Annotated in this window: 23 protein-coding genes; all 23 read right to left on the bottom strand. The window is 58.1% G+C overall.

What is annotated here, in order from left to right:
• Nucleotides 1–9: 9 nt before the first annotated feature.
• The 23 genes from hisD to IPI80_RS01225 all read right to left on the bottom strand — a co-directional run bounded on the left by hisD (nt 10) and on the right by IPI80_RS01225 (nt 25,428).
• On the bottom strand, nt 10–1,326 hold the full coding sequence (gene hisD / locus IPI80_RS01115; protein ID WP_413856331.1) for a histidinol dehydrogenase: 1,317 nt from the start codon (nt 1,324–1,326) through the stop codon (nt 10–12).
• Between the two features lie 34 nt (nt 1,327–1,360).
• A complete protein-coding gene (hisG, locus tag IPI80_RS01120) occupies nt 1,361–2,005 on the bottom strand; it encodes an ATP phosphoribosyltransferase (RefSeq protein ID WP_413856333.1) in 645 nt (214 codons plus the stop codon).
• Complete coding sequence (gene murA / locus IPI80_RS01125) at nt 2,002–3,267, bottom strand: UDP-N-acetylglucosamine 1-carboxyvinyltransferase (protein WP_413856335.1); 1,266 nt, start codon at nt 3,265–3,267, stop codon at nt 2,002–2,004. Before murA ends, hisG begins: the two co-directional genes overlap by 4 nt.
• Nucleotides 3,268–3,286: 19 nt before the next feature.
• Nucleotides 3,287–3,529 carry a BolA family protein gene (locus IPI80_RS01130; RefSeq protein ID WP_413856337.1) on the bottom strand — a complete coding sequence of 81 codons (243 nt, stop codon included), beginning with the start codon at nt 3,527–3,529 and terminating at the stop codon, nt 3,287–3,289.
• A gap of 17 nt (nt 3,530–3,546) precedes the next feature.
• Complete coding sequence (locus IPI80_RS01135; protein WP_413856339.1) at nt 3,547–4,302, bottom strand: ABC transporter permease; 756 nt, start codon at nt 4,300–4,302, stop codon at nt 3,547–3,549.
• Nucleotides 4,299–5,243: an ABC transporter ATP-binding protein gene (locus IPI80_RS01140; RefSeq protein WP_413856341.1), complete on the bottom strand. Its 945-nt coding sequence runs from the start codon at nt 5,241–5,243 to the stop codon at nt 4,299–4,301. The genes IPI80_RS01135 and IPI80_RS01140 overlap by 4 nt, the downstream gene beginning before the upstream one ends.
• Nucleotides 5,244–5,272: 29 nt before the next feature.
• A complete protein-coding gene (locus IPI80_RS01145; protein WP_413856343.1) occupies nt 5,273–5,539 on the bottom strand; it encodes a lipid asymmetry maintenance protein MlaB in 267 nt (88 codons plus the stop codon).
• A gap of 1 nt (nt 5,540) precedes the next feature.
• Nucleotides 5,541–6,191, bottom strand: coding sequence for a phospholipid-binding protein MlaC (locus tag IPI80_RS01150; protein WP_413856345.1), 651 nt, complete (start codon nt 6,189–6,191; stop codon nt 5,541–5,543).
• Nucleotides 6,192–6,199: 8 nt separating this feature from the next.
• Nucleotides 6,200–6,994, bottom strand: a complete 795-nt coding sequence (locus IPI80_RS01155; protein ID WP_413856347.1) for a VacJ family lipoprotein — start codon at nt 6,992–6,994, stop codon at nt 6,200–6,202.
• The gene (gene mlaD, locus IPI80_RS01160) at nt 6,991–7,476 is read right to left on the bottom strand and encodes an outer membrane lipid asymmetry maintenance protein MlaD (RefSeq protein WP_413856349.1); all 486 of its coding nucleotides are present in this window, start codon (nt 7,474–7,476) and stop codon (nt 6,991–6,993) included. Before mlaD ends, IPI80_RS01155 begins: the two co-directional genes overlap by 4 nt.
• A 65-nt stretch (nt 7,477–7,541) precedes the next feature.
• The gene (mlaE, locus tag IPI80_RS01165; RefSeq protein ID WP_413856351.1) at nt 7,542–8,324 is read right to left on the bottom strand and encodes a lipid asymmetry maintenance ABC transporter permease subunit MlaE; all 783 of its coding nucleotides are present in this window, start codon (nt 8,322–8,324) and stop codon (nt 7,542–7,544) included.
• Nucleotides 8,321–9,166 (bottom strand): ABC transporter ATP-binding protein, encoded by an 846-nt coding sequence (locus tag IPI80_RS01170; protein ID WP_413856353.1) that lies wholly within the window; start codon nt 9,164–9,166, stop codon nt 8,321–8,323. Before IPI80_RS01170 ends, mlaE begins: the two co-directional genes overlap by 4 nt.
• Nucleotides 9,167–9,237: 71 nt before the next feature.
• Entirely contained in the window at nt 9,238–10,713 is a 1,476-nt protein-coding gene (locus IPI80_RS01175; protein WP_413856355.1) for a glutamate synthase subunit beta, read from the bottom strand.
• Nucleotides 10,714–10,726: 13 nt separating this feature from the next.
• Nucleotides 10,727–15,505, bottom strand: a complete 4,779-nt coding sequence (locus IPI80_RS01180; protein WP_413856357.1) for a glutamate synthase-related protein — start codon at nt 15,503–15,505, stop codon at nt 10,727–10,729.
• 183 nt (nt 15,506–15,688) lie between these two features.
• Nucleotides 15,689–16,381, bottom strand: a complete 693-nt coding sequence (locus IPI80_RS01185; RefSeq protein ID WP_413856359.1) for an REP-associated tyrosine transposase — start codon at nt 16,379–16,381, stop codon at nt 15,689–15,691.
• Nucleotides 16,382–16,411: 30 nt separating this feature from the next.
• Entirely contained in the window at nt 16,412–17,314 is a 903-nt protein-coding gene (locus tag IPI80_RS01190) for a class I SAM-dependent methyltransferase (RefSeq protein WP_413856361.1), read from the bottom strand.
• Entirely contained in the window at nt 17,311–17,898 is a 588-nt protein-coding gene (locus IPI80_RS01195) for a DUF1415 domain-containing protein (protein WP_413856363.1), read from the bottom strand. The genes IPI80_RS01190 and IPI80_RS01195 overlap by 4 nt, the downstream gene beginning before the upstream one ends.
• Nucleotides 17,899–17,908: 10 nt before the next feature.
• Nucleotides 17,909–19,108 carry a deoxyguanosinetriphosphate triphosphohydrolase gene (locus IPI80_RS01200; protein WP_413856365.1) on the bottom strand — a complete coding sequence of 400 codons (1,200 nt, stop codon included), beginning with the start codon at nt 19,106–19,108 and terminating at the stop codon, nt 17,909–17,911.
• Nucleotides 19,109–19,171: 63 nt separating this feature from the next.
• Nucleotides 19,172–20,281, bottom strand: a complete 1,110-nt coding sequence (gene aroB, locus IPI80_RS01205; protein ID WP_413856367.1) for a 3-dehydroquinate synthase — start codon at nt 20,279–20,281, stop codon at nt 19,172–19,174.
• Between the two features lie 81 nt (nt 20,282–20,362).
• On the bottom strand, nt 20,363–20,884 hold the full coding sequence (locus IPI80_RS01210) for a shikimate kinase (RefSeq protein ID WP_413856369.1): 522 nt from the start codon (nt 20,882–20,884) through the stop codon (nt 20,363–20,365).
• Between the two features lie 1,174 nt (nt 20,885–22,058).
• Nucleotides 22,059–24,224, bottom strand: a complete 2,166-nt coding sequence (gene pilQ / locus IPI80_RS01215) for a type IV pilus secretin PilQ (protein WP_413856371.1) — start codon at nt 24,222–24,224, stop codon at nt 22,059–22,061.
• On the bottom strand, nt 24,221–24,763 hold the full coding sequence (locus IPI80_RS01220; protein ID WP_413856373.1) for a pilus assembly protein PilP: 543 nt from the start codon (nt 24,761–24,763) through the stop codon (nt 24,221–24,223). The genes pilQ and IPI80_RS01220 overlap by 4 nt, the downstream gene beginning before the upstream one ends.
• Entirely contained in the window at nt 24,760–25,428 is a 669-nt protein-coding gene (locus IPI80_RS01225) for a type 4a pilus biogenesis protein PilO (RefSeq protein WP_413856375.1), read from the bottom strand. The genes IPI80_RS01220 and IPI80_RS01225 overlap by 4 nt, the downstream gene beginning before the upstream one ends.
• Nucleotides 25,429–25,432: the final 4 nt, after the last annotated feature.

The raw sequence follows: 25,432 nt of genomic DNA on the forward strand, positions 1-25,432 counted from the left end.
CACCCATTTTTACTTCAATCGCATTTCCGCCGCGCGCGCATGGGCTTGCAAGCCCTCGCCATGCGCCAGTACCGAGGCAATTTTCCCCAATACTTGGGCACCCTGTTCGCTCACCTCAATCAGGCTGCTTCGCTTTTGAAAGTCATACACGCCCAGCGGGCTGCTAAAGCGCGCGGTGCCACTGGTGGGTAGCACGTGGTTGGGACCAGCGCAGTAGTCGCCCAGGCTCTCGGACGTGAAAGCGCCCAAAAAGATGGCGCCCGCATGCTTGAGCAGCGGCTCCCATTGGTGGGGTTCGCGGCTGGACACTTCCAGGTGCTCCGGCGCAATGCGGTTGCTGATGGCACAGGCCTCTTCCATGCTGCGGGTGTGAATTAGCGCGCCACGGTCTGTCAGGCTCTTGGCAATGATGGCGGCGCGTGGCATTTCGGGCAGCAGGCGGTTCATGCTCTGCTGCACCTGGTCGATGTACGCCGCATCAGGGCACAGCAAAATGCTTTGCGCCAATTCGTCATGCTCGGCCTGGCTGAACAAGTCCATGGCCACCCAGTCGGGCGGGGTCGTGCCATCGGCGAGCACCAGAATCTCGCTGGGGCCGGCAATCATGTCGATTCCCACGGTACCAAACACGCGGCGCTTGGCCGCAGCCACATAGGCATTGCCGGGGCCGGTGATTTTGTCCACTTTGGGAATGGTGGCAGTGCCATAGGCCAGTGCCGCCACGGCTTGCGCGCCACCGATGGTAAAGGCACGTGTCACGCCCGCCACGTAGGCGGCGGCCAGCACCATGGCGTTTTTCTCGCCGCCGGGTGTGGGCACCACCATGATGATTTCACCAACCCCGGCCACATGCGCCGGAATGGCATTCATCAGCACCGATGAAGGATAAGTGGCCTTGCCGCCCGGCACGTAAATGCCCACGCGGTCCAGCGGAGTGACTTTTTGCCCCAGCAGCGTGCCATCGGCATCGCGGTAGCTCCAGCTCTCGCCACTGGCGTGCTTTTGGGCCTCGTGGTAGCTGCGCACGCGTGCCGCTGCCGCCTGCAGGGCTTCGCGTTGCGGGGCGGGAATGGCATCAAAAGCGGCCTTGAGTTCGGCCTGCGTCAGTTCCAGCGCCTGCACACTGGTGGCCTGCACACGGTCCCAGCGTGCGGTGTAGTCCAGCACGGCCGCATCGCCACGGCGCTGCACGTCTTGCAGAATATCGGCCACGCTGTGCTCGATGGCGGCATCCGTGTCGTCTGCCCAATGCAAACGGGCTTTGAATTCAGCCTCAAATTGGGCGTTGGCCGTAGAAAGACGTACAGGAGCAGCTATCAAAGTCATAGCGGTTGTGCAGAGTTGTGCAGAGTTGTTCTGCTTAAGCGGTTACTTGGACCGCGCTGGCAAAGGCATCGATGATTTTGCGGATGGGCTCACGCTTGAGCTTGAGCGCGGCCTGGTTGACCACCAGGCGCGAGCTAATGTCCATGATCTGCTCCACCTCCACCAGGTGGTTGGCCTTGAGCGTGTTGCCGGTGGACACCAGATCGACAATGGCATCGGCCATGCCGACCAGGGGGGCTAGCTCCATGCTGCCGTAGAGCTTGATCAAGTCCACGTGCACACCCTTTGTCGCAAAAAAATCGCGGGCAATAGCCACATACTTGGTGGCCACCGTGAGGCGGGAACCCTGTTTGACGGCAGAGGCGTAGTCAAAGTCAGAGCGCACCGCCACGCTAATGCGGCACATGGCAATGCGCAGATCCAGCGGCTGGTACAGGCCATCGCTGCCATGCTCAAGCAGTGTGTCTTTGCCGGTGATGCCCATGTCGGCTCCGCCGTATTGCACGTAGGTGGGCACGTCGGTGGCGCGCACGACCAGCACCCGCACATCGGGCAGGTTGGTGTCCAGAATCAATTTGCGCGATTTTTCGGGATCGTCCAGTACCTCAATGCCGGCGGCGCGCAGCAGGGGCATGGTTTCTTCAAAGATCCTGCCTTTGGAAAGCGCGAGTGTGATCATTTGATTCTCTCTATGTCTGCGCCAATGCCGCGCAGTTTGGCTTCCATCTGGTCGTAACCGCGGTCCAGATGGTAGATGCGGTCCACCACCGTCTCACCGTCGGCCACCAGACCGGCAATCACCAGGCTGGCAGAGGCGCGCAGGTCGGTGGCCATCACCGTGGCGCCAGACAGTTTTTCCACACCCTCAATGACCGCCACCCTGCCGTCGATCTGGATGTTGGCGCCCAGGCGCACCAGCTCGTTGACGTGCATGAAACGATTTTCAAAAATAGTCTCGGTCACCATGCTGTTGCCGTGCGAGATGCTGTTGAGCGCCATGAACTGGGCCTGCATATCGGTAGGAAACCCCGGGTATTCGGTGGTACGAAAGCTCTGCGCTTTCAGGCGGCCAAGGGACTGCACGCGGATGCCACCGTCCACCGCAGTCACGGTGGCGCCGGCGTCGCGCAGTTTTTCCACCACCGCCTCCAGATGGTCCAGACGTCCATGTTTGAGCACCACGTCGCCACCAGTAGCTGCCACAGCACACAAGAAGGTGCCAGCTTCGATGCGATCGGCCACTACTTGGTGGGTGCAGCCGTGCAGGGATTCAACGCCCTGGATGCGGATGCGGCTGCTGCCATGGCCTTCGATATTTGCGCCCATGCTGATCAGCATTTCTGCAAGATCAGGAATCTCGGGCTCCTGGGCGGCGTTTTCCAGAATGGTTTCGCCTTCGGCCAAAGCCGCAGCCATCAAAAAATTCTCGGTGCCGGTGACGGTCACCATATCGGTGGTGATGCGCGCGCCCTGCAGGCGCTTGCGGCCCTTGGGCAGCTTGGCAAGCATGTAGCCGTGCTCGACCACGATCTCGGCCCCCATGGCGGCCAGCCCCTTGAGGTGTTGGTCCACCGGACGCGAGCCAATGGCACAACCGCCGGGCAGAGACACGGTGGCCTCGCCAAAGCGCGCCAGCAAAGGGCCCAGCGCCAGCACCGAAGCACGCATGGTTTTGACCAGCTCATAGGGTGCCTCGGGGGAACTTAAGCTACCTGCATCCACCCGCACGGAACCATCGGCACCCTGCTCTACCTGCACACCCATGTTGCGGATGAGTTTGAGCATGGTGGACACATCTTGCAAACGCGGCACGTTACGCAGCGTGACCGGCTCGGCACTGAGCAGCGTGGCGCACAGTTCGGGCAAAGCCGCGTTTTTGGCGCCCGAAATCAGCACCTCGCCCTGCAATGGGTTGCCGCCGCGAATCAGTAATTTGTCCATCGTGTCAGTGACGTTGCGTTTATGCGGCTTGCGCAGCCCATTCGGCGGGGGTAAACGCCTTGATGGACAGAGCATGCACTTCGTCAGTCTTCATGCGCGAACCCATGGCGGCATAGACGCGCTGGTGGCGCGTAATGGGACGCAAGCCTTCAAACGCGGTGGAGACCACGGTGGCGTACCAGTGGCGGCCATCGCCTTCCACACGGCAGAGTTCACAGACCAGATGGGCGGCGATCAGGGATTCGATGTCTTCAGCAGTCATATCAAGTAACTCCGGTTTTAGGTGCGAATTTTGTAGCCAGTGCGCAGCAAATGCATGGCCAGCAGGCTGGCAACGGCCAGCGCCGAGCCCACAATGCCCAAGCTTAACCAGGGGGAGACATCGCTCACACCAAAGAAGCCAAAGCGAAAGCCATCAATCATGTAGAAAAACGGGTTGAAGTGGCTCACCGTCTGCCAGACGGGTGGCAGCGATTGAATGGAATAAAACACGCCGCTGAGAAAAGTCATGGGCATGATGATGAAATTCTGGAAGGCAGCCAACTGGTCAAACTTTTCGGCCCAAAGTCCGGCAATCAAACCCAAAGCGCCCATGAGTGCCGCACCCATCGCCGCAAACGCCACAATCCACAGCGGTTGCGCAAAGCTCAGTGGGGCAAACCAAACGGCCACCAGCAACACGCCTACGCCCACCACCAGCCCCCGAACAAGGGATGAGCCCACATAAGCCACAAACCAGCTCCGGTGTGACAGCGGTGTCAGCAACAGAAACACCAGGTTGCCCATGATTTTGCTCTGGATCAGGGAGGATGAACTGTTGGCAAACGCGTTTTGCAAAACGCTCATCATCACCAGGCCCGGTATCAGGAACGACGTGTAGCTAATCGTGTCGTAGACTTTGACGTGACCTTCCATCACATGGCCAAAAATCAGCAGGTACATCATGGCGGTCAACACGGGGGCCGCCACCGTTTGAAAGCCCACCCGCCAGAAGCGCAGAACTTCTTTGTAGAAAAGCGTTTGCCAGCCGGTCATGCTGGCTCTCCAGCAATGGGGCGCGGCACATTGCGGTGCATGATTTCGATGAAGACGTCTTCCAGATCGGCCTTGCGCATTTCCACATCTTCCACCACCAGGCCGCTTTCGCGCATAGTGGCCAGGTACTGTTCGATTTCCAGCGCGCTTTGGGCTGGCAACTGCACCACACTGCCGGTCACACGCGCCCGTGCAGCCAGTGCCGGTGGCAATTCGCCCGTGGTCTTGAAGCGCAACACATTGCCCGAGGCCGCCTTGAGCAGGGCCGACGTGCTGTCCAGTGCCACGATGCGCCCGGACTTCAGCATGGCAATGCGGCCACACAGGGCCTCAGCTTCTTCCAGGTAGTGGGTGGTCAACAGCACGGTGTGCCCCTGCTTGTTGAGTTTGGACACAAATTGCCACAGGGTTTGGCGCAGTTCCACGTCCACACCGGCGGTGGGTTCGTCCAGCACAATGACCGGCGGCTTGTGCACCAGTGCCTGCGCCACCAGCATACGGCGCTTCATGCCGCCGGAGAGTTGGCGCATATTGGCGCCAGCCTTGTCGGTCAGGCCCAGGCTGTCCAGCAGTTCGTCGATCCAGGCATCGTTGTTCTGGATGCCGAAATAGCCGGACTGAAAGCGCAGGGCCTCACGCACATTGAAAAAAGGGTCAAACACCAGTTCCTGCGGAACGATGCCCAGTTTGCGCCGCGCCTGTGCGTAATCAGTCTGCACGTCACAGCCCTGAACCGTCACGCGTCCACTGGTGGCACGGGTCAGGCCAGCCAGGATGCTGATCATGGTGGTTTTCCCGGCACCATTGGGGCCGAGCAAGCCAAAGAATTCGCCCTCCTCGATGTCGAGCTGTACGTTGTCCAACGCAAAAAAGGTGGAACCACTGGGGCCACGCGGCGAAGGATAGGACTTGGAAACGGACTGAAAGGAGATGGCAGACATGAAGAGCCGCCATTTTAGGCGGTCAGGGTTCAGGGACGGGGCAGCAGCGCTTCAATCCCGTACAGGGTGGCCAAATCGCCAAGGTGTGTTGGCATGCCCTGCACGACCAGCGTTTTACCCAAACGCTGGCAGGTACGACGCAACTCCAGCAGCACAGCCAGCGCCGAAGAGTCAAAGCGCGTCAAGGGCGCAGCATTCACCATCACCGGGGACGGCTCGGCGTTTGCGCCGACCACCAGTTGTGCCAGGCAGTCCTTGGCCTGGTTGTGGGTCAATTCGGCAGGCAGGCTCAGCACATCAGCCTTTCTTAACGTTGGCCTTGTTGCGTTCGGTCAGGGTGGCGATCAGGCCATCGATGCCTTTGGCGTTGATTTCCTGTGAAAACTGGCTGCGGTAGGTTTCCACCAGCCACACACCCAGCACGTTGAGGTTGTAGATGCGCCAACCGGCACCCTGACCCGGCGTCTTTTCCAGACGGTAGTCGAGTTGAACGGTGTCACCGCCACCCCGAATTTCGGAGCGAACCAGAACCTCTTTGTCATCAGGCGAACCACGAAACTGTTTCATGGTGATGGTCTGGTCAGTCACCTGGGCCAGTGCACCAGCATAGGTGCGCACGAGCAGGATCTTGAACTCTTCTTGCAGACGCTTCTTTTGCTCGGGCGTGGCCTGGCGCCAAGCCGGGCCTACGGCAGACGAGGTCATGCGCTGAAAATTCACGTTGGGCATGATGCGCTCGTCCACCAGGGCAATGACCTTGGCGGTGTCTCCGGCGCGGATGGCCTTGTCGCCCTTGATGGTTTCCAGCACGTCAACAGACAGGCGTTTGATCAGCGCATCCGGCGCCTCGTCGGCTGCATGGGCCAGCGGGCCGGCCAGAACAAAGGCCAGCAGGGTGGCAGTGGTTGCCAGGGTCTGGCGCAAGAAAGTTCGTTTGGTGTTCATCATCAATCCCCTCATTGGGTTCCATTATCCGGGTGGTTCGCATCGGGCTCCGACATGAAATCGTCTTCAGGCGGGTTGCCGTCATACACCTGGTTGCGGCGACGCTGCAAATAGGCATCACGGGTAAAGCTGTATTTGTCCAGGGCCGCTTCTTCTACGACTTCGCCTGCCCTTAAATAGTTCGACCGGGTGTCCACCAGATTCAGCAGACCCAGGGCATCTCGGGTGGGATCATCCGCCACGTGACGAACCGGGTTGGCAGGAATATCGACCGACAAGGCTACCGTATCACGCAAGGTGGACGACCCCAGGAGCGGCAGCACCACAAACGGCCCAGGGCCAACGCCCCAGCGGCCCAGTGTCAGGCCAAAATTGGCGGGGTGGCGCTCCATCCCCATTTCACCGGCCACATCCAGCACCCCGCCCAAACCCATGGTGGTGTTGATCATCACCCGGCCAAAACTGTCTGCCGTATACACGCCACGCAATTGCAGGGCATTATTGACACCCGACCAGAGGTCTTCGAGGTTGTTGAAAAAGTTGCCAATTCCAGTCCGCATCCAATTGGGCAGAACATCGCGGTACGCGGTGGCCACAGGTTTGACCACGGCACGGTCTACTGCATCGTTAAACCCAAAAACGCTGCGATTCCAGCCTTCCATAGGGTCGCGCGGATCGGGATTGGCCACTGTCGCACAGGCCTGCAACAAAATAACAGCGGCCACTACGCCCCAGCGCACCATGCGCGCCCCTAAGCCCGATGGGGGTGCAACACGCTTGGTATCAATTGCTTGCATCACACTCATTTTTTCTCCGGCGCAGGGGTGGTGGCCCCGTCGGCGGCCTTGCTGAAGAGGAACTGGCTAATCAGATTTTCCAGTACAACGGCGGATTGAGTCGCACCGATGACATCGCCCGCCACCAAATTGGTCTCGGCAGCGCCGGCTTCAATGCCGATGTATTGTTCACCCAGCAGACCACTGGTCAGGATTTTCAACGAACTGTCTTTAGGAAAAGCGTAACGACTCTCCAATGCCAGAGTCACCCGTGCCTGAAACGTCTTGTCGTCAAAGGTCATCGATTCCACCCGCCCCACCACCACGCCGCCACTGCGCACGGCGGCCTTGGGCTTGAGCCCGCCCACGTTGTCGAATTTGGCCGACACGTTATAGGTGGACTGGAAGTTCAAAGACAGCAAATTGGCCGACTGCAAGGCCAGAAACAGGATGGCTACCGCCCCGATGATGACAAACATCCCCACCCACACGTCGTTTTTAGAGCGCTGCATGTAAAACCTTCTTTAATCAGTTGTGGACAGAGCATCACTACGCTCTGGTCTGTCCCGCAAAGTTCTCATATCGTAAACATCATGGCGGTCAGGATAAAGTCCAGACCCAAAACGGCCAGCGAGGCCACCACCACCGTGCGGGTGGTCGCACTGGCCACCCCTTCCGGCGTTGCCTGGGCCTCAAATCCCTGGTACACGGCAATAAACGTCACTGTCAATCCAAACACCACACTCTTGATGACACCGTTGCCCACATCCTGCCAAACATCGACGCCGCCCTGGATCTGGCTCCAAAAAGACCCGGAGTCGACCCCAATCATGAGAACGCCCACCACCCAGCCGCCGATGACGCCCATGGCGCTGAACACCGCAGCCAGCAGGGGCATCGCAACCACACCAGCCCAGAAACGCGGTGCCAGCACACGCTGAATAGGGTCCACCGCCATCATTTCCATCACGCTGATTTGCTCGCCAGCTTTCATCAGCCCAATTTCAGCGGTGAGCGATGTTCCGGCCCGGCCCGCAAACAGCAGCGCCGTCACCACTGGCCCTAGTTCACGCACCAAGCTCAGCGTTACCAGCAGGCCCAGGGCCTCGGACGAACCATAGCGCTGCAAGGTGTAATAGCCCTGCAGGCCAAACACAAACCCGACAAACAGGCCCGATATCGCAATGATGGCCAGGGAATAGTTGCCCAAAAAATGAAGTTGGTCGCGCACCAGGCCAAACCGGCGAAAAGTGGGCACTATGGACGTCAGCAGGCGCATAAACAGGCGCGCAGCGTAGCCCAGATCCGCCAGCTTGCTGCGGGTGGCGAATCCCACATCGGCGGGTTTATACCAAGTCATCGTGCAACTCCGAACTTCTGGTGGCCAACCCCTGCATGGGCGCCAAAATCATCTTCCACACTGGTGGCCGGGTAATGGAAACGCACGGGTCCATCGATCTGGGCATTCACATATTGGTACACCAGCGGGTCCGTGCTGTGCAGCACATCCTGCGGCGTACCCTCGGATGCTACCTTGCCGTTAGCCAAAATGATGACGTGGTCGGCAATGGTGAAGGTTTGCTCCAGTTCGTGCGACACAAAAATGCTGGTCAGGCCCATGGTGTCGTTTAACTGCCGCACCAGCCGTGCGGAGGTTCCCACAGAAATTGGGTCAATGCCGGTGAACGGCTCGTCGTACATCACCAATTCGGGGTCCAGTGCGATGGCGCGGGCCAGGGCCACCCGGCGGGCCATGCCACCCGACAGGGCGCTGGGCATCATGTCGCGCGCACCACGAAGGCCCACGGCGTTGAGCTTCATCAGCACGATGTCGTGAATCATTTCAGGCGACAGATCGGTGTGCTCGCGCAGGGGGAAAGACACGTTGTCGTACACACTCATGTCGGCGAACAAGGCACCAAACTGGTAGAGCATGCCCATGCGCCGTCGGGCAGCATACATCTGGGTCTGGTCCATGCGGGTGACGTCTTGACCATCGAACAGCACTTCGCCCGATTGGGCCCGGATTTGACCACCAATCAACCGCAAAATCGTGGTTTTACCGCCACCCGAAGCACCCATCAGTGCCGTGACCTTGCCACGCGGCACGGACAGAGACAAATCATTCAGGATGACGCGTTCGCCGTAACCAAAGGTCACGTTGCGCAGTTCTACCAGCGAGGATGAAGGGGTTGGGGCCATAAAAAACAAAAGCCGGGCAATTTCCGGCTTCTGAATGATAAGGGATTAAGGTAAACCCTGTATTAGGCCATTCACCGCGGCAAAACGCTGCTTCCCATCAAAAATTCATCCACCGAACGCGCGGCCTGGCGACCTTCGCGGATGGCCCAGACCACCAGGCTCTGGCCACGGCGTATGTCCCCGGCGGCAAACACCTTGGGTACGTTGGTGGCATAGCCACCGGTGAAGTCCGTTGTGGCCTTGGCGTTGCCGCGCGTGTCCTTGTCCACGCCAAAGCCATCCAAAATGGTGGCTACCGGGTTGGTAAAGCCCATTGCCAGTAGCACCAGATCGGCCTTGAGCACTTTCTCGGAACCGGCAACCTCGACAATTTTTCCATCTTTCCACTCCACCTGAACGGTCTTCAGACCGGTGACCTTGCCCTTTTCTCCGGTGAATTCCTTGGTGGAAATGGCAAACACGCGCTCGCAACCTTCTTCGTGGCTGGAACTGGTGCGCAGTTTGAGCGGCCAGTATGGCCAGGTCATGGGCCGGTTTTCTTCTTCAGGCGGCTGGGGCATCACCTCGAACTGGGTCACGCTGGCCGCACCGTGGCGGTTGCTGGTGCCCACACAGTCGCTGCCGGTATCACCGCCACCGATGACGATGACGTGTTTGCCGTCTGCCTTCAGCTGGCCCTTGATCTTGTCGCCCGCGTTAACCTTGTTTTGCTGGGGCAAAAACTCCATCGCAAAGTGGATGCCGTCCAGGTCACGCCCCGGCACGGGCAGGTCTCGCGACTGCTCAGAACCACCCGTCAGCAGCACCGCATCAAAGTCTTTCTGCAATTGGGCCGGCGTGATGGTCTCCTTGGCCCAGTTGGTGACCTTGGAGGCTGCACCGGTCTTGGGCATTTCACCCACCAAGACGCCGGTGCGGATGGTGACGCCTTCTTTGACCAATTGGTCCACCCGGCGGTCAATGTGCGACTTCTCCATCTTGAAATCGGGGATGCCATAGCGCAACAGACCACCCACGCGGTCGTTCTTCTCGAACAGCGTCACGGTATGGCCGACGCGGGCCAGCTGCTGGGCAGCCGCCATGCCGGCTGGACCGGAGCCCACGACGGCAACGGTCTTGCCCGTCTTGACCTTGGCCGGTTGGGCTAGTACCCAGCCCTCGGCCCAAGCGCGGTCGATGATGGCGTGCTCAATGGACTTGATACCCACGGCGTCGTCATTCACGTTGAGCACGCAAGCGGCCTCGCACGGCGCCGGGCAGATGCGGCCCGTGAACTCGGGGAAGTTGTTGGTGCTATGCAGCGTGTCGATGGCGGCTTTCCAGTCGTTGCGGTACACCATATCGTTGAAGTCTGGAATGATGTTGTTGACCGGGCAGCCGCTGTTGCAGAACGGCGTGCCGCAGTCCATGCAGCGTGCCGCCTGCTTGTGGGCCTGAGCGTCGTCAATGCCGATGACAAACTCTTTGTAGTTTTTCAGGCGCTCGGTAACGGGCTTGTAGCCTTCTTCGATGCGCTCGTACTCCATGAATCCTGTGATTTTTCCCATGACGTGTCCCTTCTTACTTGGCTGCAATTGCTACTGTTTTGGTAGCGGCTTGCGTAGATTTGACGAGGGCTACTGCCGTTTTTTTCATATGCATTTCGCCCAGAGCACGCTTGTACTCGTTGGGGAACACCTTGACGAACTTGGCCCGTGACACCTCCCAGTTGTCCAGCAGATCACGCGCGCGCTTGCTGCCGGTCCAGCGGTTGTGGGCCTCCAGCAACTTGCGCAGTTGCGCCTCGTCGGTCTGGCCCTGGTGCCAGATGGCTTTGTCCTGGCTGGCTTCCTGCTCAGCCGCGCTCAGCACTTTGTCCATGGACACCATGGCGGTGTTGCAACGCTTGGCAAACTGGCCGTCTTCGTCGTACACGTAAGCAATGCCACCACTCATGCCGGCTGCAAAGTTGCGCCCTGTCTTGCCCAACACCGCCACGGTGCCACCGGTCATGTATTCGCAACCATGGTCACCTGTGCCTTCGACCACGGCCGTGGCGCCCGACAGGCGCACGGCAAAGCGTTCGCCACCAACACCGCTGAAGAAGGCCTCACCGCTGGTGGCACCGTACATCACGGTGTTGCCCACGATGGTGTTGTTCACCGCCGCGCCACGGAAGTCAATGCTGGGGCGCACCACAACACGACCGCCCGACAAGCCCTTGCCGGTGTAGTCGTTAGCGTCGCCGATGAGGTACAGGGTGATGCCCTTGCACAGGAACGCGCCAAACGATTGGCCACCAGTGCCCTCCAACTGGATATGGATGGTGTTGTCGGGCAAGCCTTGTGGGTGCACCTTGGTCACCGCGCCAGAGAGCATGGCGCCCACGGATCGATTGACGTTGCGCGCATGTTCCATGAACTGCACCTTTTCGCCCTTGTCAATGGCTGCGCGGCTCTTGGCAATCAGTACGTTGTCCAGTGCCTTTTCCAGGCCGTGCTCTTGTTCCAGCGTCTGGAAGCGGGGCACATCAGCGCTCACTTGGGGTTGGGCAAACAGGCGGCCAAAGTCCAGGCCGCTGGCTTTCCAGTGTTCAATGCCTTTGCGCATGTCCAGCAGGTCCGAGCGGCCAATCAGGTCGTCAAACTTGCGGATGCCCAGCTGGGCCATGATCTGGCGCACTTCTTCGGCAATGAAGAAGAAGTAGTTGACCACGTGCTCGGGCTTACCAGAGAACTTTGCGCGTAGCGTGGGGTCTTGTGTGGCCACGCCCACCGGGCAGGTATTGAGGTGGCACTTGCGCATCATGACGCAGCCTTCCACCACCAGCGGTGCGGTGGCAAAGCCGAACTCATCCGCACCCAAGAGCGCGCCAATGGCCACGTCACGTCCGGTCTTCATCTGGCCGTCAGCCTGCACGCGGATACGGCTGCGCAAGCGGTTCAAGACCAGGGTTTGCTGTGTTTCGGCCAGACCAATTTCCCACGGACTGCCGCAATGCTTGATGGACGACCAGGGCGAAGCACCCGTGCCACCGTCGTGCCCGGCAATCACCACATGGTCAGCCTTGCACTTGGCGACACCTGCAGCAATGGTGCCGACACCGATTTCGGCCACCAGCTTGACGCTGATGCCGGAGTGCGGCGCCACATTTTTCAGGTCGTGGATCAACTGCGCCAAGTCTTCAATCGAATAGATATCGTGGTGCGGCGGAGGCGAGATCAAGCCCACACCGGGGACCGAATGGCGCAGGCGGCCGATGTACTCCGACACCTTGCCACCAGGCAACTGACCGCCTTCGCCAGGCTTGGCGCCCTGGGCCATCTTGATCTGGATCTGGTCGGCGCTGGACAGGTATTCGGCAGTCACGCCAAAACGACCCGAGGCGACCTGCTTGATGCGGCTGCGCAGGCTGTCGCCGTCTTGCAGCGGCAGGTCTACTTCCACTACATCGTCACCAATGATGCTCTTGAGCGTATCACCCAGCTTGATAGGAATACCCTTGAGTTCCTGGCGATAACGTGCGGGGTCTTCACCACCCTCGCCCGTATTGCTCTTGCCGCCAATGCGGTTCATCGCCACGGCCAATGTGGCGTGGGCTTCGGTGGAGATGGAGCCCAGCGACATGGCGCCCGTGGCGAAGCGCTTGACGATTTCCTTGGCGCTCTCGACCTCGTCCACGGGAATGGCCTTGGCCGGGTCGATCTTGAACTCGAACAGGCCGCGCAGGGTCAGGTGGCGCTTGCTCTGGTCGTTGATGAGTTGGGCGTACTCCTTGTACGTGTTCCAGTTGTTGGCGCGCGTGCTGTGTTGCAGCTTGGCAATCACATCGGGCGTCCACATGTGCTCTTCGCCGCGTGTCCGCCAGGCATATTCGCCACCGGCATCCAGCGCGTTGGCCAGTACCGGATCGGCACCAAAGGCGGCCTTGTGCATGCGGATGGCTTCTTCGGCAATCTCGAAAACGCCGATGCCTTCCACCCGGCTGGGGGTGCCGGTGAAGTATTTGCCCACGGTATCGCTGGACAGGCCAATGGCCTCAAACAACTGCGCGCCGCAGTAGCTCATGTAGGTGGACACACCCATCTTGGACATGATCTTGGACAGGCCCTTGCCAACGGCCTTGACGTAGTTGTAGATGGCCTTGTCGGCACTCAAATCACCCGGCAGGTCTTGGTGAATATGGGCCAGGGTTTCCATGGCCAGATAGGGGTGCACAGCCTCGGCGCCGTAGCCGGCCAGCACGGCAAAGTGGTGTACCTCGCGGGCGGTTCCGGTTTCCACCACCAAGCCGGCGGTGGTGCGCAAGCCCTCGCGCACCAGGTGCTGGTGAATCGCGGAGAGCGCCAACAACGCGGGAATGGCCACCTGGGTGGCGCTGACGCAGCGGTCACTGATGATGAGGATGTTCTTGCCACCCTTGATGGCATCCACACTTTCCGCGCACAACGAAGCCAGTTTGGCTTCCACGCCTTCGCGACCCCAGGCCAGCGGGTAAGTGATGTCCAGCGTGTAACTACGGAATTTGCCCTGCGTGTGCTTGTCGATGTCGCGCAACTTGGCCATGTCGGCAAAGTCCAGCACCGGCTGGCTCACCTCCATGCGCATGGGCGGGTTGACCTGGTTGATGTCCAGCAGGTTGGGCTTGGGGCCGATGAAGGACACCAGCGACATGACAATCGCTTCGCGGATGGGATCGATGGGCGGGTTGGTCACTTGCGCGAACAACTGCTTGAAGTAGTTGTACAGCGGCTTGTTCTTGTCGGAGAGCACTGCCAGTGGACTGTCGTTACCCATGGAACCGATGGCTTCTTCGCCAGCAGTGGCCATGGGGGCAATCAGAAACTTCAGGTCTTCCTGGGTAAAGCCAAAGGCCTGCTGGCGGTCCAGCAAATCGGCACTGACGTGCTCCGTGCTGGTCGTTTGGGGTCCGTTGGCACCCACTGGCAACTCTTGTGGTGACTCTCCGGCAGTTAGCACCACCACATCGTCCAGACGGATGCGGAGATTCTCAATCCATTGTTTGTAGGGCTTGCTGTTGGCCAAACCGGCTTTTAGTTCCTCGTCGTCAATCATGCGGCCCTGCTCCAGATCAATCAGGAACATCTTGCCGGGTTGCAGTCGCCATTTGCGCACGATTTTGTTCTCGGGCACGGGCAGCACGCCAGACTCGGAGCCCATGATGACCAGGTCATCGTCGGTGATGCAGTAGCGTGAGGGACGCAGGCCGTTGCGGTCCAGCGTGGCGCCAATCTGGCGGCCATCGGTGAACACGATTGAGGCCGGTCCGTCCCAGGGCTCCAGCATGGCGGCGTGGTATTCGTAGAAGGCCTTGCGGCGCTCGTCCATGGTGGTGTGCTGCTCCCACGGCTCGGGAATCATCATCATCACGGCCTGGCTTAAGGGGTAGCCCGCCATGGTCAACAATTCCAGGCAGTTGTCAAAAGTGGCAGTGTCGGACTGGCCGGGAAAACTGATGGGATAGAGTTTTTGCAGGTCGGCGCCGAGCACGGGGGACGACATCACGCCTTCGCGCGCCTTCATCCAGTTGTAGTTGCCCTTGACCGTGTTGATTTCACCGTTGTGCGCCACATAGCGGTAAGGGTGCGCCAAAGGCCATTCGGGGAAGGTGTTGGTAGAGAAGCGCTGGTGCACCAGGCCCAGTGCCGAGGTGCAACGCGCGTCTTCCAGATCGCGGAAGTAAATGCCAACTTGATCAGCCAGCAGCAGGCCTTTGTAGATCACGGTGCGGCTGCTCATGCTGGGCACGTAGTACTCTTTGCTGTGCTTGAGCTTCAGGGCCTGGATGTGGGCACTGGCGGTCTTGCGAATGACGTACAGCTTGCGCTCCAGCGCGTCTTGCACGATCACGTCCTGACCACGGCCAATAAACACCTGGCGCTGGATAGGCTCCTTGGCGCGCACGGTGGGCGACATGGGCATGTCGCGGTTGACTGGCACATCGCGCCAACCCAGCAACACTTGCCCTTCGGCCTTGATGGCGCGTTCCATCTCTTGTTCGCACGCCAAACGGGACGCATGCTCTTTGGGCAGGAAGATCATGCCCACGCCGTATTCACCGGGCGGTGGCAGTGTCACGCCTTGGGCCGCCATTTCTTCACGGTAGAGCGCATCGGGTAACTGGATCAGGATGCCGGCGCCGTCGCCCATCAGCTTGTCAGCGCCCACAGCGCCCCGGTGGTCCAGGTTTTCCAGAATTTTCAGCGCGTTCTTGACAATGTCATGCGACTTTTTGCCCTTGATATGGGCCACAAAGCCCACGCCACAGGCATCGTGCTCGTTGGCTGTGGAATACAAACCGTTTTGCTGAAGGTGCTGGATCTCGGCTGCCGTAGTCATGGCGCTCTCCTGAAAATGACAATGGACACGAAGAATACTGCAACGCAACAAAAAAGCCAACCGGAATAATCGGGGTCAGATTCCAATTAAGCCAATTGATCTGCACGAATATTTAAATTAAGGGACATATTAAATTTAATAGCAATATAGCCAATATCGACGAGGGCTAAGCCCTATTCTGGTCTAGATGATTTGCCTGAAATCGGTCGTCCTGCGGCGCTTGCTAACACGCCGTGTCGTTAGTTTTTGCAAACTCTTTACAAACTCTGGCTCACCCAAGGCCCAGCCACGCAAGGCCGAGTCGGTCAGGGCTTGTTGTTGCCCTGCATTGACGCCTGCCTGAACCAGTTCGGCATAGGCAGCTTCCCGGGCAAATGGGGTGTTGCCCAATGCCCAGACCAGTGGGTGCGGGGTGAGCAGTTTGTCGGTACGCAAACCGATGTAGTGCGCGTGGCTGGACCAGGTGTATTCCCGCGCCTGGGCGACCATGCCCGCACGCACCGGGTTGAGGTCGATGTAGACCATGCAGGCCAGCAGGTAGCGTTCGGTCTGGATCAGGGTGGACTTGTAGCGACCCTCCCACAAAGTGCCGCTGCGCTTTTGGCTGTCGTTGAAATAGCGCACATAACGCCGCCCCACCGCCTGCATCATCAGCGGCAAGCCATCTGCCGTTTGCGGCGTAGCCAGCAGGTGAAAATGGTTGTCCATCAGCACATAGGCATGGATGGCAACGTTGAATTTGCGCGCGTTTTCCTCCAGCAGATCGAGCATCAATTGCCGGTCTGCCGCTGTGGCAAAAATGGGCTGGCGGTTATTGCCCCGCTGGATGATGTGGTGGGGATGACCCGGCAGTGTCAGGCGGGCTAGACGGGCCATGGGATCGGATGCCTATCCTGTGCCGGGAGGTTACGCCGTGGGGGCAGGCTGCAGCTCAGGCTCTGCGGCCGGCGCCATCGCATAGCGTGTGGCCAACAGCGCCGTCAGCCCAAATTCCTGCAGCAGGGCATGCAACCGCTGCACTGCGGCGCGGTTAGGTTTGCCGGTGCGCTTGGCGATGATGAGCTCGTTCTTCATGCTGTGCTCCCAACCCACCAGCTCGGTCACGGTCACCTGGTAGCCACAGGACTCCAGGTACAGGCAGCGCAACACGTTGGTAATCTGGCTACCCATCTCGCGCGTGTGCAATGGGTGACGCCACAGTTCGGCCAGCGGCGTGCGCCGTAGAGACAGCGCCTTGTTGGCATTGAGGCTGCGGGCGATTTCGGCCTGACAGCAGGGCACCAGCACCAGGTAGCTCGCCTGCTTCTTGAGACCAAAATCAATGGCGTCGTCGGTGGCGGTGTCGCAGGCGTGCAGGGCAGTCACCACGTCTATCTGATCAGGCAAGTCGCTGGACTGTGTGGATTCAGCCACGCTCACGTTCAAGAATGCCATGCGCTCAAAACCCAGTCGTGTTGCCAGTTCACGTGACTTTTGCACCAGTTCTGGGCGGGTCTCGATGCCGTAGATATGACCGCCAGTGCGCGACTTGAAAAACAGGTCATAAATGATAAAACCCAGATACGACTTGCCTGCGCCATGGTCGGCCAACGTGGCGCCCTCGCCGCCTTGCGGTAGCTCCAGCAACAACTTCTCGATGAACTGGTACAGGTGGTAAACCTGCTTGAGCTTACGCCGTGAGTCTTGATTAAGCTTGCCTTCGCGGGTGAGGATGTGCAGTTCTTTGAGCAGCTCCACGCTCTGGCCCGGGCGCACTTCATCGGCCAGTGGGTTGACGGGTGCCGTTGTGCGGGCCTTGTGTTGCTTCATGGCGGGAGTGTGCCACGCTTGGGGCGTGCACCCACGTTCAACGCTCTCCAACCCTCGTGGCCGATGCGTTCCATGGTACGCATATTTGTCTCAAAAATGGTCTCCGCATGGGGAAAGGCTTGTACCGCACGGTCAATGCTCTCTTCACGCAGCAGATGCAACGTGGGATAGGGCGAGCGGTTGGTGAAGTTGGTAATGGCATCCGCCGGCGCATCCGCAAACTGGTATTGCGGATGCAGGCTGGCAATCTGGAAGACACCTTCATAGCGCAGTTTAGCTAACAGGCGGTTAGCCTGAGCCACAAAGTCATTGAACTCCAGAAAATCGGTCAAGGCGTCGGGCGCTATAAAAAGAGTAGTGTCTCGTGTAGCAGCGTCGAGGGCTGCGAGGCTATTTAGCTCTTGCTTCAGATCCACCAGCAAGTCCTTGAAACCCACAGAACGGGTAACGGCGTAGTGCACCTGGTCCTTGACGTCGACCGACTTGGCAAAAGGGCACAAGTTCAACCCGATGACCGCGCGGCGCAACCAATTGCGGGTGTCTTCAATGACCTGGGTGTCACTGTTTCTTTGTATATCGGTCATACCATTTACTTTACAGTCCGCCAGTCTCACCCAGACCGGTAATTGAACCCAGCAAACGTTCCCCGGTCAGGCGTTCGTGTTCATGCACGGCAAACCGGTCGGTCATGCCTGCAATGTAGTCGGCAACCATGCGTTCTGGCGTATCGTTAGATTCCGCTGCTCCATCCAGACCCACACCAAAGCCTGCCGAAATCTCATGAGGCTGTGCCAGGTAGGCGGCAAACAGCTCGCGCACGATTCGCGTGGCCATGATACGGGTCTGGTGCACCTGCGGATGGCGGTACAGGTTGGCGAATAGAAAACGCTTCAGATCGCGGGACTGCTCCCGCATGTCACTGCTGAACCCCAACAAGGACGGCAGGCCACGCACCGCGTCCACGCTGGAGGGCGCAGCTCGCTCTATTGTTGCGCTGCTATGGGCAATGAGATCGTAAACTTGGGCACTGAGCATGCGACGAATCGTCTCGTACAACAGCCGGCGCTGGTTGTGGGCAGCGGCAAGGCCTGGGTACTCTTGCAAGGCCAGACCGTGATGCTGAGCAAACAGAGGGACATGAACCAATTGCGCCATGTCAATCAGGCCGGAGCGAACACCATCGTCAATGTCGTGCGAGTTGTAGGCAATCTCGTCGGTCAAATTGCACAGCTGCGCCTCGAGGCTGGGACGCGTGTTATCAATAAAGCGCCGTGCTACGCCATGGGGTTCGCGTGCCTCCAGAGCCTGCGCATTGGCCACGCTGCAGTGCTTAAGAATTCCTTCGCGCGTTTCAAAACACAGGTTGATGCCATCAAATTGCGGGTAGCGCGCCTCCAGCTGGTCCACCACCCGCAGGCTTTGCAGGTTGTGTTCAAACCCGCCGTGGGACTGCATGCACTCGTTGAGCACATCCTGGCCGGCGTGACCAAACGGTGTATGCCCCAAATCGTGGGCCAAGGCTATGGCTTCAACCAGATCTTCGTTCAGGTGCAGCGACCGTGCAATAGAGCGCCCCAACTGCGCCACTTCCAGGGAATGGGTTAACCGGGTACGAAACAGATCGCCCTCGTGGTTCAAGAACACTTGCGTCTTATAGACCAGGCGGCGAAAGGCCGTGGAGTGAACAATGCGATCCCGGTCCCGCTGAAACGCGGTGCGCGTGGGAGCCGGTGGTTCGTCAAAACGCCTGCCGCGCGTCTGCGCCGCGTCGCAGGCATAAGGCGCCAATGTCATAGAGGGAAATGAGCTTCTAGCCCTCGTTGAATGTACATATACAGCTACTCTATTGATAGCAATTTATACACAACAGGCGTTGATGACTTTGCGCACCATTGCGTCCGGCGCACCGCGCACGCTGGCGCGCGATGGCCCATCGATGACGACAAAACGGATTTCACCGGCATCTGCCTTTTTATCCACGCGCATCAGCTCCAGATAGCGCCCGGCGTTGTCGTCCGCGCGTAACCGGGGGCCAACCACGGGTAGTCCGGCCCGCTGAACCAAGGTACGCAGGCGTTGGACGAACGCCGAGTCCACCATTCCCAGTTCACAGGACAACTGCGCCGCCATGACCATGCCGCAACCCACCGCTTCACCATGCAACCATTGGCCATAACCCATACCGGCTTCAATGGCGTGCCCAAAGGTGTGACCGAAATTGAGAATGGCGCGCAAACCCGATTCCCGCTCGTCCTGCCCCACGACCCAGGCCTTGATCTCGCAACTGCGCTGCACCGCGTAGGCCAGCGCGTCCATATCCCGTGCCAGCATGCGATCTAAATTCGCTTCGATCCAGTCCAGAAAGGCCAAATCGGCAATCGGCCCGTACTTTATAACCTCGGCCAGTCCAGCGCTGAGTTCCCTGTCCGGTAGCGTTTTGAGCGTGTCCAGATCGCACACCACGCGCAGTGGCTGGTAAAACGCGCCGATCATGTTCTTGCCAAGCGGATGATTGATGCCGGTCTTGCCGCCCACGGACGAATCCACTTGGGACAGCAGTGTGGTCGGCACCTGGACAAAGGGCACGCCCCGCATATAGCTGGCTGCAGCGTAGCCAGTCATGTCGCCCACCACACCACCTCCCAGTGCAAACAAGATGGTCTTGCGGTCGCAGCCATTTTGCAGGAGCGCATCAAAGATCAGGTTAAGCGTTTGCCAGTTCTTGTGCACTTCGCCATCGGGTAACGTGACAACATGCACGGCCTTGTAGCGGCCTTGCAATGCAGATTGCAAGCGCTGTGCATACAACGGCGCCACCGTGGTGTTGGATACGATCAGTACCGACGTGGCGGCAGGCAGATCAGAAAAGCTCTCGGGATGGTCCAGCAGTGCTGGTGCAATCAAGATGGGGTAACTGCGCTCGCCTAGGTCGATGGCGACGCGCCGCAGGGATGTCGGTGCTTGCATAGACCGGTAGTTTAGAGGATTGAATGGCGAATCACTTCCGCACTCACGGTAAGCACAAGTACCCGGCCCGGGCCAATCCAGTCAAGACGCAGAAATGACGCCAGCCAACTCCAGCTGCATGACAATCATATTCACCAGGGTTGCCACCGAAGGCCGCCCGGTTTCGATCACGAAGTGCGCGGTCTCACGGTAGAGCGGGTCACGCGCAGCGTACAGATCGCGCATACGCCCTAACGGGTCCGCCACCTGCAAAAGCGGACGGTTCTGGTCGTGCCGCAAGCGACGATAGATTTCATCTGCCGAAGAATTGAGGTAAACCACTTGGCCCCGCTCCCGCAGACGCTGCCGCGTGGCTGGCCGGATTACTGCGCCGCCACCGGTGGAAACGACTGCATTGGGAATGAGGGTCAACTCTTCCAGCACCGCCTCTTCCAAGTCTCTGAAATGGTCTTCTCCATCACGCGCAAAGGCTTCACGGATGGAGTAACCAAGCCGCTCCTCAATGACGTGGTCCGAGTCGAAAAAGGGAAGTTGCAGCCGCCGGGCGAGTTGTCGCCCGACGGTGGATTTACCGGAGCCGGGGAGGCCTACTAAGCTGATCACACCAACATCGTCCCAGCAACGCACCACATGAACGCAGGCAAATCAACCGCCACTAGGCTGACTATTGCTTAAACTGCTGCCGGCCAAGCCTGCTAGAGCGCCTCTCCGACGACTCATTGAGCACCCCGCGAAGGCCATCCGTATCTGTCGCGGTAATCACACTTGTTCCCACCCGGCCTGTGGAGTCGAGCACAGTGATAGTGTTTGCGATGCTAGAACCGAGGGATATCGTCAATGGGTTGCTAAGAAGGGTTGGAATCCGGCAGTGTCAGTGAAGTTCCATTGGGCGGATAACTGTTGTCGACCCAGAAGCGGAATAACATTGGTGTTCCCCCCGTCAGAACGATGGTCCAGGTTCCAAGCATCTGATCGGTGTCTGTCGGCAACCCAGTATTCGTGGTGAAAACTTGCAGTGGGCCATTTGCACCATAAACCAGAAGTGATAGATCAGGCGTATTGGGGGCCCGATGGTACGGTGTTCCTCCTTTGATAAGAGCCTAAAGATAACACCAATGGGGCCTTTAAGTTCCTGGGGTTCATTGTCAAGTGGCGCTGTTCCAACGGTTACTGACGTAGTCAACGTAGCACCGGCTGCATCACGAATAGTAATGGTTGCCGCTGTAGTGCTTATTTGAACACCCGTAATGGTCATTTGATTGCCGCTAATTGATACAGTAGCGACAGAAGGGAAACTGCTGGTTGCTACATACGGCGCTGTTCCACCTCCAAGCGTATACGTTCGCGCAAATGCGACTCCCGGAGTAATTGTGATGTTCGAGGCTGCCGTGGTGTAAAACGCGGTGCTGGAGCCAGCTGTCACCGCGATATTTACTTTGGTTCCCGCTGCATCCGATACAGTAATCGTGACCTTCCCTGGCACAACGGTTCCGACATACAGAACACCATCACCACCAATCCAGCCAACCGCAACGGCTGGGTCGCTGCTAACCACCGAATAGGGCTTCACCCCGCCTTGAATGGCATAGGGCTGCAGTGAACCGACTTGCAGCGTAACAGCGCCGGGGCAACCACAGTGAATGTCGAGTTTGGCCCCGACGTCGATCCCGGCGAACCACCGCCACCGCCGCAAGCAGCAAGCACAACCGAAACAAAGAAGGCCAACAGGTATGAAAGTAAGCGCATAGTGAACTCGTGTGAAATCTAGTGAATCGGATTAACGCGTTGCGCCGCGTTCAGCTATCAGCTTGGGCGTAATAAAAACCAGAAGTTCCTTCTTCGCATTCGTTTTGGTTTTTGATTTGAATAGGTACCCCACTCCTGGCAAATCACCAAGTAAGGGTACCTTGGTTTCATCGGTGTTCTCGGTTTCTTCAAAAATGCCGCCAATAACCACCGTTCCACCGTTGTCTACCAAAACCTCTGTTTTGACATGCTTTGTGTTGATACCAAAGCCGGAGTCAGTTAACCGTCCGACCACGTCCTTGTTGATGTCAAGCTTGAGAATAATGCCACCATCGGGCGTGATTTGAGGGGTTACTTCCAGCTTCAAATTGATCTTTTTGAATGTGATCGTGTTGGTCGTTTTTCCCGTCGCCGCATCAGTTGATACGGTTGCATATGGCAATTCCTCGCCCTGCTCAATTATGGCCGACACTTTGTCTGCAGTTACGACTCTGGGGCTGGAAACTACTTTGCCCTTCCCATCCGCCTCTAGTGCAGATATCTCCATATTCAGGAAACGGTTGGCTGCAGAATTGAATACAGAGAGTGCAAAAGTAGCCGGCGACGCCGCTACACCAAGTGCCGAAGCGGGTAGACTGACAAATTGCCCCCCGGTATCCACGCCACCACCCGCACCGCTGGTTCCAATCGCATTCGCGTAGCTTGTGCCAAATGCGACACGCTCACCGTTATTTCCCAACTGGTAACCGCCGTCACCACCGCGCTGCGCCCGAATATCGCTTGCACCCAGTTTTACTCCGAGCGATTTTCCAAACGAATCCGACGCTTCAACCAGCCTGGCTTCAATCAAAACCTGTCTTACCGGTACATCCACTTTAGAAATAAGGACTTGAATCTGTTCCAGCTTGCTCGGAATATCCGTCACGAACAGTTGATTCGTTCGCTCAATGGCGATCACGCTACCGCGACCACTCAAAAGGCGGGCGTTGGGTGTGGAGATACTGCCGGCAGCTACAACACCACCTTGGGTTAGTTGGGTCGCCAGATCTTTGGCAGAAGCGTAATTGATCTGGAAAAACTGGGTTTTCAACTGCTCCAAGCTTTGGGTCGACGCAACTGATTCCAGATCAAGCTTCTCTTTAGCAACGATTTCGTCTTTTGGTGCTACCCAAAGCACATTGCCGCTCTTGCGCAAGCCCAGACCCTTGGCTTGCAAAATAATATCCAGTGCTTGATCCCAAGGTACATCCTGCAACCGCAACGTAACAGCGCCGGATACCGAATCGGATGTCACGATGTTGAAGTTGGTGAAGTCTGCAATCACCTGCAACAGGGAGCGCACTTCGATGTTCTGAAAATTGAGAGACAGTTTCTGGCCCGTGTAGCCGACGCCTTGTGTCAGCTTCTTCGGATCTGTTTTGATCTCTTTAACCTCGACCACAAATTGTTCGTCGCTTTGATAGGCGCTGTGTTCCCAGTTTCCGGTAGGCTCGATTACCATGCGTACACGGTCACCCACTTGCGTTGTTGTGACTAATTTGATGGGCGTACCAAAGTCCGCGACATCCAGCCGCCTGCGCAACCCTTCAGGCAAGGTTGAGTTCATGAACTCCACAACCAACGTCTGACCCTGCTGACGAATATCAACGCCAACCTGGTTATTCGGCAACGTAACAACAACACGGCCAGCACCATCGGCTGACTTTCGGAAGTCCAAATCCTTCAATGGAGCAGAATCCCGTGTTCGAGTTTCAGCGAAACTGGCATTGATCGGCGCAACCGGCGTGGCTTGCGCCGCTGAGTCCAGCACAATCAGCAATGATTTGCCTTGAATTTCGGCTCTGTAGCCCACTGGGGTTTTCAAGTTCAAAACGACCCGCGTCCGATCGCCCGCCTGTACCACGCTGACGGACTTCAAATTGCCCTGATTCATGTCAACGGTGGAACGCCCCATGGCACTGGTCACGCCCGGAAAATCAAGCGCGATTCGTGCGGGAGACTGGATGGCAAACCCAACAGGTGCAGCGGTCAACTCCTTGGACAAATCGATACGTACGATTTCGGCGCCACCTTGCGTCGACCCGACGACGGATTCAATCACCGTTTGCGCATGCGTCGCAGCACTGAGCAGTAAGGCGGCCGAAAACACAATTCCTTGCCACATTTGCATACCCCATCGCTGATTCTGGTTATTCATTTTGTCTTCTCCTGCAACTGGAGTGTTGCAACGCGTTCAATCCATTCACCGACTGCGTCTTGCACAATTTCACGTAAGGTGACTTCGGTTTCGCTGATTTTGGTGACCCGACCGTAGTTCTGTCCCAAATAGGCTCCTAACTTGACCTGATACAGCAGGTTGTCAACTTTGACCAAGACCACTGGCTGGCCTGCCTTGTAAATACTGCCAACAACGCTCATGGCATCCAGTGGAAAGGACTCCAGTGGCTCCTTGCGCCGCGCCAATTCTGGCGCCACTAGCGCACCATTGGCCGCCACCTGATTGGAATCCCGCTTCAATGCCTGAGTGAGCTTTTCCTTGCTAAACGGCTCCGTTACTGCGGCATTGGTATAGGCCTCCGGTTTGAACTGCTTCGGTGCGGAGATGGGCTCCACCTTGGGGCGCGTCTGATTGCGCTCTTCCACCATCCACTGCCGAATGTTGTCATCGCCGGACGACCCGCACGCCGTCAACAGCGTAGTTCCACACAAAATCGCCAATATGTAGCAATGCCTCATTTCGGGGCTCCCTTGACAGCCTTGCTCTGGGCAGCGATCTCATCCTTATCCAGATAGCGGAACGTCTTGGCGGTCGACTCCAGCGCCAACGAACCATCTGGCCTGGGTGCAATGGTCAAATTGTTCAACGTCACAATCCTTGACAGGTTGGCGATATCCGAGGCAAAAGCGCCAATGTCGTGGTACCGTCCATTCACCTTGATGGCAATCGGTAGTTCAGCGTAATAGTCTCTGACCGCAATTTGTCCTGGCCGGAACAAATCAAACTGCAGACTGCGGCCCAACCCTGCCTGATTGATGTCAGACAGCAACGCATCCATTTCCGCCTTACTGGGTAGCTGCTTTTCAAGCTGCGTCACATACTGCTGCACCTGTTCACGCTGCTTTTTAAGTACGTCAAGATTGACCGCCTTGGTCAACTTGGTCTTGTAGTCTGCGCGGAGTGTGACTTCCTTTTGCTGCTCTTGCTGCAACATTTCATCAGAGCCGCTCAACCAGAGGAACCAAAGCGCCACCACCACAATAATCGCGGTAAGCAAAAAAAGCGCATAACGGGGTATGGACGGCCAAGCCGATGGATCTTTGGGATCAAGGCCACTGAACTGGTCCACCAGCTTCTGCTGCAATTGCGCAAAATCGATGGAACCGGATTTATTGGATGCCATGGGG

It is taken from the genome of Candidatus Aalborgicola defluviihabitans, from assembly GCF_016705985.1.
GTDB classification, from domain to species: Bacteria; Pseudomonadota; Gammaproteobacteria; order Burkholderiales; family Burkholderiaceae_C; genus Allorhodoferax; species Allorhodoferax defluviihabitans.

Excerpts from the sequence above, each read along its gene's own strand:
- hisD (WP_413856331.1), bottom strand. The coding sequence starts at position 1,326 with ATGACTTTGATAGCTGCTCCTGTACGTCTTTCTACGGCCAACGCCCAA.
- hisG (WP_413856333.1), bottom strand. The coding sequence starts at position 2,005 with ATGATCACACTCGCGCTTTCCAAAGGCAGGATCTTTGAAGAAACCATG.
- murA (WP_413856335.1), bottom strand. The coding sequence starts at position 3,267 with ATGGACAAATTACTGATTCGCGGCGGCAACCCATTGCAGGGCGAGGTG.
- IPI80_RS01130 (WP_413856337.1), bottom strand. The coding sequence starts at position 3,529 with ATGACTGCTGAAGACATCGAATCCCTGATCGCCGCCCATCTGGTCTGT.
- IPI80_RS01135 (WP_413856339.1), bottom strand. The coding sequence starts at position 4,302 with ATGACCGGCTGGCAAACGCTTTTCTACAAAGAAGTTCTGCGCTTCTGG.
- IPI80_RS01140 (WP_413856341.1), bottom strand. The coding sequence starts at position 5,243 with ATGTCTGCCATCTCCTTTCAGTCCGTTTCCAAGTCCTATCCTTCGCCG.
- IPI80_RS01150 (WP_413856345.1), bottom strand. The coding sequence starts at position 6,191 with ATGATGAACACCAAACGAACTTTCTTGCGCCAGACCCTGGCAACCACT.
- IPI80_RS01155 (WP_413856347.1), bottom strand. The coding sequence starts at position 6,994 with ATGAGTGTGATGCAAGCAATTGATACCAAGCGTGTTGCACCCCCATCG.
- mlaD (WP_413856349.1), bottom strand. The coding sequence starts at position 7,476 with ATGCAGCGCTCTAAAAACGACGTGTGGGTGGGGATGTTTGTCATCATC.
- mlaE (WP_413856351.1), bottom strand. The coding sequence starts at position 8,324 with ATGACTTGGTATAAACCCGCCGATGTGGGATTCGCCACCCGCAGCAAG.
- IPI80_RS01170 (WP_413856353.1), bottom strand. The coding sequence starts at position 9,166 with ATGGCCCCAACCCCTTCATCCTCGCTGGTAGAACTGCGCAACGTGACC.
- IPI80_RS01175 (WP_413856355.1), bottom strand. The coding sequence starts at position 10,713 with ATGGGAAAAATCACAGGATTCATGGAGTACGAGCGCATCGAAGAAGGC.
- IPI80_RS01180 (WP_413856357.1), bottom strand. The coding sequence starts at position 15,505 with ATGACTACGGCAGCCGAGATCCAGCACCTTCAGCAAAACGGTTTGTAT.
- IPI80_RS01185 (WP_413856359.1), bottom strand. The coding sequence starts at position 16,381 with ATGGCCCGTCTAGCCCGCCTGACACTGCCGGGTCATCCCCACCACATC.
- IPI80_RS01190 (WP_413856361.1), bottom strand. The coding sequence starts at position 17,314 with ATGAAGCAACACAAGGCCCGCACAACGGCACCCGTCAACCCACTGGCC.
- IPI80_RS01195 (WP_413856363.1), bottom strand. The coding sequence starts at position 17,898 with ATGACCGATATACAAAGAAACAGTGACACCCAGGTCATTGAAGACACC.
- IPI80_RS01200 (WP_413856365.1), bottom strand. The coding sequence starts at position 19,108 with ATGACATTGGCGCCTTATGCCTGCGACGCGGCGCAGACGCGCGGCAGG.
- aroB (WP_413856367.1), bottom strand. The coding sequence starts at position 20,281 with ATGCAAGCACCGACATCCCTGCGGCGCGTCGCCATCGACCTAGGCGAG.
- pilQ (WP_413856371.1), bottom strand. The coding sequence starts at position 24,224 with ATGAATAACCAGAATCAGCGATGGGGTATGCAAATGTGGCAAGGAATT.
- IPI80_RS01220 (WP_413856373.1), bottom strand. The coding sequence starts at position 24,763 with ATGAGGCATTGCTACATATTGGCGATTTTGTGTGGAACTACGCTGTTG.
- IPI80_RS01225 (WP_413856375.1), bottom strand. The coding sequence starts at position 25,428 with ATGGCATCCAATAAATCCGGTTCCATCGATTTTGCGCAATTGCAGCAG.